General features: G+C 46.0%; 9 protein-coding genes. 6 read left to right on the forward strand and 3 right to left on the reverse strand.

Features of this window, described 5'->3' with window-relative positions; genetic code table 11:
• The first annotated feature begins 6 nt into the window (after nt 1-6).
• The 4 genes from helD to KHQ79_RS07440 all read left to right on the forward strand — a co-directional run bounded on the left by helD (nt 7) and on the right by KHQ79_RS07440 (nt 8,320).
• Nucleotides 7-2,331, forward strand: coding sequence for an RNA polymerase recycling motor HelD (helD, locus tag KHQ79_RS07425; protein WP_225514658.1), 2,325 nt, complete (start codon nt 7-9; stop codon nt 2,329-2,331).
• 169 nt (nt 2,332-2,500) lie between these two features.
• Entirely contained in the window at nt 2,501-4,312 is a 1,812-nt protein-coding gene (locus tag KHQ79_RS07430; protein ID WP_032732254.1) for an assimilatory sulfite reductase (NADPH) flavoprotein subunit, read from the forward strand.
• Between the two features lie 25 nt (nt 4,313-4,337).
• Entirely contained in the window at nt 4,338-6,050 is a 1,713-nt protein-coding gene (cysI, locus tag KHQ79_RS07435) for an assimilatory sulfite reductase (NADPH) hemoprotein subunit (protein ID WP_225514659.1), read from the forward strand.
• A 257-nt stretch (nt 6,051-6,307) separates the two neighbouring features.
• On the forward strand, nt 6,308-8,320 hold the full coding sequence (locus KHQ79_RS07440) for a Na+/H+ antiporter (RefSeq protein WP_225514661.1): 2,013 nt from the start codon (nt 6,308-6,310) through the stop codon (nt 8,318-8,320).
• Between the two features lie 45 nt (nt 8,321-8,365).
• Here KHQ79_RS07440 and yvgO read toward each other — a convergent pair whose 3' ends face one another.
• On the reverse strand, nt 8,366-8,851 hold the full coding sequence (yvgO, locus tag KHQ79_RS07445) for a stress response protein YvgO (protein WP_003240683.1): 486 nt from the start codon (nt 8,849-8,851) through the stop codon (nt 8,366-8,368).
• Between the two features lie 222 nt (nt 8,852-9,073).
• Here yvgO and pgoN point away from each other — a divergent pair, with 222 nt between their 5' ends.
• On the forward strand, nt 9,074-9,904 hold the full coding sequence (gene pgoN / locus KHQ79_RS07450; RefSeq protein WP_225514663.1) for a glyoxal/methylglyoxal reductase: 831 nt from the start codon (nt 9,074-9,076) through the stop codon (nt 9,902-9,904).
• Between the two features lie 33 nt (nt 9,905-9,937).
• Here the strand turns inward: pgoN and modB are convergent, their stop codons facing one another.
• On the reverse strand, nt 9,938-10,630 hold the full coding sequence (gene modB, locus KHQ79_RS07455; RefSeq protein WP_225514665.1) for a molybdate ABC transporter permease subunit: 693 nt from the start codon (nt 10,628-10,630) through the stop codon (nt 9,938-9,940).
• Nucleotides 10,602-11,384 (reverse strand): molybdate ABC transporter substrate-binding protein, encoded by a 783-nt coding sequence (gene modA / locus KHQ79_RS07460; protein ID WP_225514667.1) that lies wholly within the window; start codon nt 11,382-11,384, stop codon nt 10,602-10,604. Before modA ends, modB begins: the two co-directional genes overlap by 29 nt.
• A gap of 110 nt (nt 11,385-11,494) precedes the next feature.
• Here modA and KHQ79_RS07465 point away from each other — a divergent pair, with 110 nt between their 5' ends.
• On the forward strand, nt 11,495-12,421 hold the full coding sequence (locus KHQ79_RS07465) for a substrate-binding domain-containing protein (RefSeq protein WP_119914276.1): 927 nt from the start codon (nt 11,495-11,497) through the stop codon (nt 12,419-12,421).
• The last annotated feature ends 11 nt before the right edge of the window (nt 12,422-12,432 follow it).

Consider the following 12,432-nt stretch of genomic DNA (forward strand, 5'->3'; position numbering starts at 1 on the left):
CCGTTCATGAATCAGCAGGATAAGGAATGGAAGGAAGAGCAGTCAAGAATAGATGAGGTGCTGCAGGAGCTCGGCAAAAAAGAGCGGTTTCTGGAAACGTCTGCGGGCGGGTTAAAGCATGATATTATCGGATTAAGAAAAAGCTTTTGGGAGGATGTTACGGTTAATCTTGATGATGCCCATGAAGCGGTTGAAACGATGGCAAGCATTAAGCAGCAGGCAGAGCTGCTGTCAGATCGGGAACGGAATCATCGGCGTATGGATCAGCAGCTCAAACGAATTCATCAATTAAAAGCTTCGCCTTATTTCGGCCGGATTGATTTTATTGAAAACGGTGAGGAGCAGGCAGAGCGAATTTATATCGGTTTAGCTTCTTGTATGGATGAGAAGGAGGAACACTTTCTGATCTATGACTGGAGGGCGCCGATATCAAGCATGTACTACAATTATTCCCCAGGAAAAGCGGAGTACGAAGTGCCCGGTGAAACGATAGAAGGAGAAATGGTACTGAAACGCCAGTTTATCATTAAAAACGGCGCTCTCAAGGCGATGTTTAATACTGATATGACGATCGGCGATGAAATGCTGCAAGAAGTATTAAGCCATCACTCTAATACCCAAATGAAAAACATCGTGTCTACGATCCAGAAAGAACAAAATCAGATTATCCGTAATGAAAAAAGTAAATTCCTAATCGTGCAGGGAGCGGCTGGCAGCGGGAAAACATCGGCAGCGCTTCAGCGTGTCGCTTATTTGTTATACAGGCACCGCGGCGTCATAGATGCCGGACAAATCGTTTTATTTTCTCCCAACTTTTTATTTAACAGCTATGTCTCCTCTGTTTTGCCTGAGTTAGGGGAAGAGAACATGGAGCAGGCGACGTTTCAGGAATATATCGAGCATCGGCTTGGCCGCAAGTTTCAATGTGAAAGCCCCTTTGATCAGCTTGAATATTGTCTGACTGAAACAAAGGATGGCGGTTTTCCAACAAGGCTTGCGGGAATCACATGTAAGGCGGGATTATCTTTTCAGCAATTCATTGATGAATACGTCACACGGCTGTCCTCTGAAGGGATGATCTTTAAAAATATCATCTTCCGCGGACAAAAGCTGATCACAAAGGAACAAATTCAATCCTATTTTTACTCACTGGATCAAAGACAGTCCATTCCGAATCGGATGGAGCAAACAGCGAAGTGGCTGCTGAGTGAGCTAAACAAGCTTGAGAAAAAGGAACGTCGTAAGGATTGGGTCGTTCAGGAAGCTGAGCTGCTCGACAAAGAGGATTACCTGGACGTGTACAAAAAGCTCCAGGAAAGGAAACGGTTCAGTGAGAGTACGTTTAACGATTATCAAAGAGAGCAGCAGCTGCTTGCCGCTATCATTGTAAAAAAGGCTTTCAAACCGCTCAAACAGGCGGTCAGACTCCTTGCATTTCTTGATGTGAAACAGCTGTACCTGCAATTGTTTTCTGGCTGGGGAGGGGAATCTCAGCATGAGAAGATGGCAGCAATAGGAGAGCTGACCCGATCGGCATTTGCGGAAAATAAATTGCTCTATGAGGACGCGGCACCGTTTCTTTATATGCAGGATCTGATTGAAGGCAGAAAGAAAAATACGAAGATCAAACATCTTTTTATCGATGAAGCTCAGGACTATTCACCGTTTCAGATGGCGTACATGAGAAGCATTTTTCCGGCTGCCAGCATGACAGTGCTCGGTGATATCAATCAGTCCATCTACGCCCATGCCATACATGGCGCAAAGCGTATGGATGCGTGCTTTGAAGGTGAGGCGGCTGAATATGTTCGTTTAAAGAGAACGTACAGATCGACAAGGCAGATTGTCGAGTTAACAAAAGCGATGCTTCAGGATGGAGCGGACATTGAGCCTTTTAACAGAAATGGGGAAATCCCTCGCGTTTTTAAAACCGAAGGACGTGAGGACCTGTGTCAAAAGCTTACGAAAGAAATTGAGCGGCTCAAGAAGCAAGGTCACGAAACGATAGCCGTCATTTGCAAGACTGCGCAGCAATGCGTACAGGCGCATGCACGCATGAGTGAATATATAGATGTTCGACTGATTCATAAAGAAAATCAAACATTCCAAAAGGGAGTTTGTGTCATTCCGGTGTATTTAGCGAAGGGAATTGAGTTTGACGCAGTACTTGTCTATGATGCTTCAGAAGAACATTATCAAACAGAGCACGATCGCAGGCTGTTATACACTGCCTGCACCCGTGCGATGCATACGCTGACGGTGTTTTATACAGGTAAGGCAAGTCCGTTTGTAACGGCTGTGCCGTCTCATTTATATGAGAATGCTGAATGAAGAGAAGGGAACCCTTCTCTTTTTTTATTTAAATGAAATAAGGCGGTTTTATCATTAGGATTCTTAATAGTTATCATCATGTAAATATATTTTACTTAAGCCTAGTATTCCGGTAAAGTTCAATTAGATGCAATTTTCGATCAGTTTATAACTTTGTGAGGTGGATACGTTGCAACTTCAGGTAATGAACAGTCCGTTTAATCAGGAGCAGGCAGAGCTCCTTAACCGCCTTCTGCCAACCTTGACCGAATCTCAGAAAATCTGGCTGAGCGGATATTTATCCGCGCAATCTGTTTCCGCCCAAGAAACTGCGGGGGCGCCGGCGGCAGCGTCTGCAGCAGCGGCGGCACCGGCCGTTTCAAAGGAAGTAACCGTTCTTTACGGTTCACAGACGGGCAACGCACAGGGGCTTGCAGAAAATGCCGGCAAGCAGCTTGAGCAGCGCGGTTTTCAAGTAACTGTCTCGTCCATGAGCGATTTTAAGCCGAATCAGCTGAAGAAAGTAAATAATCTTTTGATCGTCGTCAGTACGCACGGTGAAGGCGAGCCGCCTGATAACGCGCTGTCGTTTCATGAATTTCTCCATGGAAGACGGGCGCCTAAGCTTGAAGCTCTTCGTTTTTCTGTTTTGGCGCTTGGTGACAGTTCATACGAATTTTTCTGCCAGACAGGGAAAGAATTTGATCAGCGCTTAGAAGAACTCGGCGGAAAACGGATTTCTCCGCGCGTTGATTGCGATCTTGACTATGATGAGCCGGCAGCCGAATGGCTTGAAAGCGTATTTGAGGGTTTAAGTGAAGCCGGGGGCGGAAGTGCCGCGCATGCTCCAGCAGCGCCTCAAACCGGTGAGTCTTCCTATTCCAGAACAAACCCGTTTCGGGCTGAAGTGTTAGAAAATTTAAATTTGAACGGCAGAGGATCAAATAAAGAAACACGCCATGTGGAGCTGTCTCTTGAAGGCTCTGGCCTGACTTACGAGCCTGGTGACAGCCTCGGCGTTTATCCGGAAAACGATCCGGAGCTTGTCGAGCTGCTGCTTAAGGAAATGAATTGGGACCCGGAAGAAATTGTGACGCTTAATAAGCAAGGTGATGTCCGCCCGCTGAAAGAAGCGCTGATTTCTTACTATGAGATTACCGTTCTCACAAAACCGCTTCTTGAACAGGCAGCCCAGCTGACAGGCAGCAATGAGCTTAGAGAGCTTTTAGCCCCGGGGAATGAGGGGAATGTAAAAGCGTATATTGAAGGACGCGATTTGCTTGATCTTATTCGTGATTATGGCCCGTTCAGTGTATCTGCGCAGGAGTTTGTCTCGATTCTGCGAAAAATGCCGGCCCGCCTCTATTCGATCGCGAGCAGTTTATCCGCAAATCCGGATGAAGTGCATTTAACAATCGGTGCAGTCCGCTACGATGCGCACGGCCGTGAACGTAAAGGCGTCTGCTCGATTTTATGCGCGGAGCGTCTGCAGCCGGGAGACACACTACCGGTTTATGTCCAGCACAATCAAAACTTTAAGCTTCCGAAAGATCCTGAAACGCCGATCATCATGGTTGGCCCTGGGACAGGCGTCGCGCCGTTCCGTTCCTTTATGCAGGAGCGCGAAGAGATGGGAGCGGAAGGAAAAGCATGGATGTTCTTTGGCGATCAGCATTTTGTCACGGATTTCCTTTATCAGACAGAGTGGCAGAATTGGCTCAAAGACGGTGTGCTGACAAAAATGGATGTGGCATTTTCACGTGATACGGAAGAAAAAGTATATGTGCAGCACCGCATGCTTGAACAGAGCGCGGAATTGTTCGAATGGCTTCAAGAAGGCGCGGCCGTGTACATTTGCGGTGATGAAAAGCACATGGCGCATGACGTCCATAACACATTACTTGAAATTATCGAGAAAGAAGGCAATATGAGCCGCGAAGAAGCGGAAGCTTATCTTGCCGATATGCAGCAGCAAAAACGCTATCAGCGTGATGTATACTGATTTGACTTGAAAGGAGTTTTTCAACATGGTGACCAAAATCTTAAAAGCACCGGACGGCTCTCCAAGTGATGTTGAACGCATAAAAAAAGAAAGTGATTATTTGCGCGGCACACTGAAAGAAGTGATGCTCGATCGGATCAGTGCCGGAATTCCGGATGATGACAACCGCCTGATGAAACACCACGGCAGTTATTTGCAGGATGACCGCGACCTCCGCAATGAACGCCAAAAGCAAAAGCTTGAACCGGCATATCAGTTCATGCTGCGCGTGCGTATGCCAGGAGGCGTTTCAACGCCTGAGCAATGGCTTGTCATGGATGACCTTTCTCAGAAATACGGGAACGGCACATTAAAACTGACGACACGTGAAACGTTCCAAATGCACGGGATTCTGAAATGGAACATGAAGAAAACCATTAAGACGATCCACTCAGCTCTTTTGGATACGATCGCAGCCTGCGGAGACGTAAACCGCAATGTCATGTGTGCATCGAATCCTTATCAGTCTGAAATCCACTCAGAAGTATACGAGTGGTCTAAAAAATTAAGTGATGATCTGCTGCCGCGGACGAGGGCATATCATGAAATTTGGCTTGATGAGGAGAGAGTGGCTGGCACGCCGGAAGAAGTCGAGCCAATGTACGGACCGCTCTATCTGCCGCGGAAATTTAAAATCGGTATTGCTGTTCCGCCGTCTAATGATATTGACGTCTTTTCACAAGACCTTGGATTCATTGCGATTGTTGAAGATGGCAAACTGATCGGTTTTAACGTGGCCATTGGCGGCGGTATGGGAATGACGCATGGCGACACAGCGACATATCCGCAATTAGCCAAGGTGATCGGGTTCTGCCGTCCTGAGCAACTGTATGACATTGCTGAAAAAACGATTACAATTCAGCGTGATTACGGAAACCGTTCTGTCCGCAAAAATGCGCGATTCAAATACACGGTTGACCGCCTCGGTTTAGAAACCGTAAAGGAAGAATTGGAAAACCGTCTCGGCTGGAGCCTGGAAGAAGCGAAGCCGTATCTTTTCGATCATAACGGCGACCGCTACGGCTGGGTGGAAGGCATTAAGGATAAATGGCATTTTACGCTGTTTGTTGAAGGCGGCCGTGTGACGGATTACGATGATTATAAGCTGATGACAGGCTTGCGGGAAATCGCCAAAGTTCACACAGGCGAGTTCCGTCTGACAGCCAATCAGAACTTGATTATTGCGAACGTTTCAAGCGATAAAAAAGATGAAATCAGTGCGTTAATCGAGCAATACGGACTCACTGACGGCAAGCATCATTCAGCGCTCCGCCGCAGCTCTATGGCGTGCGTTGCTCTTCCGACCTGCGGATTGGCAATGGCTGAAGCAGAACGTTACTTGCCGACCTTTTTAGATAAGGTTGAAGAGATCATTGACGAAAACGGCCTTCGTGATCAGGAAATCACCATTCGCATGACAGGGTGCCCGAACGGTTGTGCACGCCATGCGCTCGGTGAGATCGGATTTATCGGAAAGGCGCCGGGCAAATATAATATGTATCTTGGCGCTGCATTTGACGGAAGCCGTTTAAGCAAAATGTACCGTGAAAACATCGGTGAAGAAGACATTTTAAGCGAGCTGCGCGTCCTTCTTTCCCGCTATGCGAAAGAACGCGACGAAGGCGAGCACTTCGGTGACTTTGTCATTCGCGCCGGTATCATTAAAGCAACGACTGACGGCACGAATTTTCATGATTGATAAAGAAAGACGAGAGACAGGGAATAGCTCCCTGTCTCTTTTTATCTGAAATTTGCTCTTCGGCAAAAAAGTTCACTGTGAGCATATCATGAGAAATAATACCCTAAAAAGGGTACTATAAAAGAAGACAAGTGTGGAGGGAACTCCTGCGGAATCACATATCGGATGCAAGGCCATCCTAGCCTAAAGCCTCTTTTAAACAAGCAGCTTCATCGACTCATCATGCACGAACACAACAGACGAAGGAGGTCATGCATTTGGACATATTTTTAGTTGTTCTCGTTTTATTAACGATTATTGCGATATCCAATATCGTGAACCGGTTTATTCCGTTTATTCCAGTGCCTCTGATTCAGGTGGCGCTTGGGATTCTTGCCGCCTCATTTCCACAGGGGCTTCATTTTGAATTAAGTACTGAATTGTTTTTTGTTTTGTTTATCGCGCCTCTTCTATTTAATGATGGGAAGAGAACGCCGCGGGCAGAGCTTTGGAATTTAAGAGCCCCGATTTTATTGCTTGCACTCGGTCTTGTATTTGCGACTGTGATTGTAGGAGGCTACACGATTCACTGGATGATTCCTGGTATTCCGCTGGCAGCGGCCTTTGGACTTGCGGCCATTCTTTCACCGACTGATGTCGTCGCTGTCAGCGCATTATCAGGAAGAGTGAAAATGCCAAAAGGGATTCTTCGTCTGCTTGAAGGGGAAGGGCTGATGAATGACGCATCAGGTCTGGTAGCCTTTAAGTTTGCGATTGCGGCAGCAGTGACCGGTGCATTTTCATTAGCACAAGCGGCTGTCAGCTTTGTCTTTATTTCTCTCGGAGGCTTGCTGTGCGGGGTTGTCATTTCGTTCTTCATTATTCGTTTTCGCCTCTTCCTGCGCCGCCTTGGTATGCAGGATGTCACGATGCATATGCTGATTCAAATTCTTACGCCGTTTGTCATTTATTTGGCAGCGGAAGAAATCGGCGTTTCCGGCATTTTGGCCGTTGTGGCGGGAGGCATTACCCATGCAGTTGAACAGGATCGTCTGGAATCAACGATGATCAAGCTGCAAATCGTCTCCTCAAGTACGTGGAACATTATTTTATTTATTTTGAATGGCCTGGTCTTCGTTATTCTTGGGACGCAGATTCCGGACGTCATTTCTGTCATTTTTAACGACACCGCCATCAGCAACATGAAGGTGATTGGCTATATCCTTGTGATCACATTTACGCTAATGCTCCTCAGATTTCTGTGGGTGCTGTTCTTCTGGAACGGCAAGTGGTTCTTTAATAAGGATCAGAACATCTATAAACCTGGTCTTCGTTCGACGCTGTTAATTTCGATTTCCGGCGTGCGCGGAGCTGTAACACTGGCGGGTTCTTTCTCCATACCGTATTTTCTGGAGGACGGCACGCCGTTTCCGGAAAGAAATCTGATTCTCTTTCTAGCAGCCGGCGTCATTTTATGCACACTTGTCATTGCCACCGTTGTGCTGCCGCTTCTGACTGAAAAAGAAGAAGAGGACGAGGAACGAAATAAGAAGCTGCTGACGGCGAGACGCAAATTGATCAAAACAGCTCTCCAAACGATTAAAGAGGACATGAATGATACAAACAAAACGGCCTCTCTTGCGGTGATAGCTGAATACAATGAGAAAATGAAAAATCTTCGTTTTCAGCAGTATACATCATCTAATCGTATCAAGAAGCAAGAGCGAAAAGTCCGTGCGCAAGGGGTTAACGCTGAGCAAGAGGCGCTGGTGAAAATGCTGGAGCGAGGGGACATCCCGGAAGAAACGGCAAACGTGCTGCAAGAACGGTTTAATGAATTAGAAATTTTGTATGCCAACCCATTTAAGGTCGGATTATCAAAAACAAGGCTCAAGCGGCTGATGTATTGGATTTTCTTCGGTGAACATAAAAAGCCGGAGATGTCGATTTTAAATGAAGCGGGATTGATACGGGCAACGAGAGTGAAAACGGCAAAAGCAGCGATAGACTATCTGGAAAAACATAAAACGGAAGAACATAAAGAAGTGTTTTTATCTGTCATTTCGTTTTATAAACAGTTGATTTTCAGGCTGGAGCACAGCCATCATGAGCTGAAATCAAGCGCTCATTTTGAAAATCAGAAGCTGGAAGTGAAGCTGAAGGCTGTGCAGGCGATCAGAAATGAAATTCAGACGCTCTTTGAGGAGCGGGAAATTTCCCGGGACATCTCCCATGAGCTTCGCCAATACATTAATGATGTGGAAGCCGCCATGCTTGAAGGCGGCGAATAAAAAGCAGCAAAAAAGCTGGCGTTAGAGCGCCAGCTTTTTTCAATATTAGGGGCGATGGAATTCGACAGTGCTGCCATCCCGGTCGAACCAGCCTCTGAAGGCCCAGTTGATCCAGCCGCCATCACCTTTGTTTGTAAAGGTTCCGTCTTCAAATACCCAAATGCCGTACGTAATGCCGTCGTAAACGGCTGAACCGTAAAATTGCACACCGTTTAAGTGATCTTCATATTCCTGGCTTAAATTAAATACCATGACATTGTATTTTTGGCCGGAAGCGTAGAAGGAAGACTCCATGAGGTTTTTCACAAATCCATCCCGGTTCTGTGCGGATTTAATGGCGTCCGCAATCTGATTGGCAATGCCAAGCACATCAAGGTTTACATTTAAACCGACCTCAGCGGCAGTTGTTCCGGCTGTTGTTGTCTGCGAGATCTTCGGAGCGGGGTTTTCTTCAGCGGAAGCTAGGGACAAAGGGGCAATTGTCAAAGCGGCACCAAGTGCAAGTGTCATTGGAATACGAATACGTTTCAATGTGGTTCCTCCTTTGTATATTGTGGTTTACACTATTCGCATACCCTGCTCACTTTTTTTGTAATCTCAATATTGTTAAAATAGGAAAAAAATAGTACACCGGTTTAACCGTACTGTGAAAAAAGAAGCAAAAAGAGGCTCTTAAGCGTATTATTGGTATCGGCTGAGAGGAATGTGAGATAATATAGACACTTACATTTCAGTGAAAGGGTGGATGTTCAAGTGCCAACAAGTTTAAAAGATACTGTAAAGCTACATAACGGAGTTGAAATGCCGTGGTTCGGTCTTGGTGTTTTTAAAGTAGAAAACGGAAGTGAAGCGACTGAATCTGTGAAAGCGGCAATTAAAAACGGCTACCGCAGCATTGATACAGCAGCTGTCTACAAAAATGAGGAAGGCGTTGGCATCGGAATCAAGGAATCCGGTGTGGCAAGAGAAGAGCTCTTCATTACATCAAAAGTATGGAATGAAGATCAAGGCTACGAAACAACGCTTGCTGCCTTTGAAAAAAGCCTGGAAAGACTTCAGCTTGATTACTTAGATCTATATTTAATCCACTGGCCTGGCAAGGATAAATATAAAGATACTTGGCGCGCGCTTGAAAAGCTGTACAAAGACGGCAAAATCCGCGCGATCGGCGTCAGCAACTTCCAAGTTCATCATTTAGAAGAGCTATTGAAAGATGCTGAAATCAAACCGATGATCAACCAAGTGGAATTTCACCCGCGTTTGACGCAAAAAGAATTAAGAGATTACTGTAAAGCGCAAGGCATCCAGCTTGAGGCATGGTCTCCGCTCATGCAGGGACAGCTTCTGGATAACGAAGTGCTCGCACAGATTGCTGAAAAGCACAATAAATCTGTGGCTCAAGTGATTTTGCGTTGGGACCTTCAGCATGAAGTTGTAACAATTCCAAAATCCATCAAAGAACACCGTATTATCGAAAACGCTGATATTTTTGATTTCGAATTGTCTCAAGAAGACATGGACAAAATTGACGCATTAAACAAAGATGAGCGTGTCGGCCCAAATCCCGACGAGCTTCTGTTTTAATGAAAAACTCCCCGTCACGGCACGGGGAGTTTTTTAGTGTGTGTTTTTCTGTTGAATGAAAAACAGCATCAAAAAGGAAATGAAAACGATACAGACGACCCACGCCCAGGCAAGGGCATTGTTGCCGGAATCCAATGCGACATAAATGGCCGTCGGCAGTGTTTGCGTGACACCGGGGATGTTCCCTGCAAACATGAGTGTGGCGCCAAATTCTCCGAGCGCCCGCGCAAGGCTGAGGATGCTTCCGGTCAGCAATGAAGGATAGGCGAGCGGGACGGAAATATGGATAAATACCTGCCATCTGCTTGCGCCGTCTACCATTGCCGCGCCCTGTATATCGGGATCAATGTCAGCAAACCCGGTTTTGGCGGATTGATACATTAGCGGAAAGGCCACAACAGCCGAGGCAATCACAGCGGCCCACCAGGTGAAAATGACAGGCTGCTGAAAGACCCATTCGATGGCTTGTCCAATGAAACTGTGCTTTCCGAAAATGACGATCAAAATAAAACCGACAACAGTAGGCGGAAGAACGAGCGGAAGCATAAAAAAAGTTTCGAGAGCCGTTTTTCCGAAAAATGATGCCCGCGACATCCACGCTCCAGCCAATGTTCCGAGAATAATGACAACAATTCCGGCAACTGCCGCCACTTGGAAGGAAAGCACAACAGGTGTGAAAAACTCTGAAGCGCTTATGCTATTCGGCAGTAAAACCATATTTCTCAAATACTTTCATTGCTTCATCAGATTGCAGGTAATCGTAAAATTCCTTCGCTTCCTTACGGTGTTTTGTATCTTTTACAATTCCTAACGGATAGACAATCGGGCTGTGTGTATCTGCTTTTGCCTCGTCAATAATTTTGACCTTTTTAGAGATCAGTGCATCTGTTTTATAAACAACACCTGCATCCACATTGCCGGTTTCAACATAAGAAAGAACTTGGCGAACGTCTTTTCCGTAAACGATCTTATCCTTCACTTTGTCCCATAGAGACAGCTTTGTCAGTGATTCTTTCCCGTAAGCTCCTGCCGGTACGGATTCCGGCGTTCCGAGGGCGATTTTTTCTGAGTCAGCCAGATTGCTGAAGCTTGTCACAGGTGACTCTCCGTTTTTCGGCACGACCAGTACAATTTCATTACCGACTAAATCAGTGCTGTCTTTTTTGGCGATATCTCCATCATCCACCAGCTTTTGAAATTTATCCTCAGCAGCTGAGAAGAACAGATCTGCCCCTGCTCCTTGAGAAATTTGTTTTTGTAAGGTGCCGGAAGAGCCAAAGTTATCTTGGATTGTAATGTTTTGATGTTCTTTTTCGTAGTTCTTTTGGATTTCCTCAAGCGCATCCTGTGCACTGGCGGCAGCTGAGATCGTTAACGTTACTTCTTTCTCGCTGTCCGTTGAAGACTGGTTTGCAGAGCAGCCTGCTGCAAGCAGAAAAGCGGTTAAGGCTGCTGTTAGAATGGAATACTTTTTAAACATAATTGCACCCCTTATGATTAGTTATATCTAATTATAACTGATTATGTTTGGTTTATGTGGGTTTTTTTACATTCGATGAAAAGGTATAATGAAGTAGGAGAGTGATGAATATGAATGAAACCTCTTCCTATACGATAGAAGAAGTTGCAGGTCTGCTGAAGGTATCAAAGCTGACCGTTTATGATTTGATTAAAAAAGGCATGATCCCTGCTTACCGTGTCGGCAGGCAGATGCGTGTGGATGAAGAAGATTTAAAGCAATACAAGATGAATATGAGAATGTCTCAGCCCATTCCTATAGCTGAAGAGCCGAAAAAGATGCAGGAGGCGGAGCCGGACGGCAGACCGAATGTCATGATCAGCGGACAGGACATTTCGATGGATCTGCTCAGCAAGCATTTGGAGAATATCATTCAGGAGACGCCGCTCCGCAAATACAAAGGAAGCTTAAACAGCCTGATTGATATGTATCAAGGCAAGTGTGACATTGTCAGCCTCCATTTATACGATGCCGAAACGAGGCAGTATAATGCGCCTTATGTAAAACGGATTTTGTCAGGTGAACCGTTTTGTCTGATCAATGTCGTTCTCCGCAAAGCCGGACTGTATGTTCAAAAAGGGAATCCGAAAAACATTCAAGGCTGGGAAGACTTGAAAAGAACCGATATCCGAGTTATCAACAGGGAAAAGGGTTCGGGCGCAAGAGTGCTCCTTGATGAACAGCTTGGCTTGCTTGGTGTGAATTCGGCTGATGTAAAGGGATACAGCGATATCGTGTCCGATCATTACGCTGTCGCTTCACAAGTCTCAAGCGGACAGGCTGACGCGGGAATCGGAGCGCAGCATGCTGCACATATGGGCAGTGTTGATTTTATCCCGCTCATTGATGAACAATATGATATCGTCATTTTGAAAAAACATGAGCAGCTGCTGAAGGCCGTGAAGGAGATCTTGAATTCTGAGGAATACAAGGCGAATCTGTCTCATTTAAACGGCTATCAAACGAAGCTGACCGGCAAAGTGATGTTTGAAACGTAAAAAATCCCTCT

The sequence above is a fragment of the Bacillus sp. TSO22 genome, assembly GCF_020223595.1.
GTDB classification, from domain to species: domain Bacteria; phylum Bacillota; class Bacilli; order Bacillales; family Bacillaceae; genus Bacillus; species Bacillus inaquosorum.

What these genes read in the sequence shown, in the direction of transcription:
- helD (WP_225514658.1), top strand. Translation starts at nt 7, where the DNA reads ATGAATCAGCAGGATAAGGAATGGAAGGAAGAGCAGTCAAGAATAGAT.
- cysI (WP_225514659.1), top strand. Translation starts at nt 4,338, where the DNA reads ATGGTGACCAAAATCTTAAAAGCACCGGACGGCTCTCCAAGTGATGTT.
- modA (WP_225514667.1), bottom strand. Translation starts at nt 11,384, where the DNA reads ATGTTTAAAAAGTATTCCATTCTAACAGCAGCCTTAACCGCTTTTCTG.
- KHQ79_RS07465 (WP_119914276.1), top strand. Translation starts at nt 11,495, where the DNA reads ATGAATGAAACCTCTTCCTATACGATAGAAGAAGTTGCAGGTCTGCTG.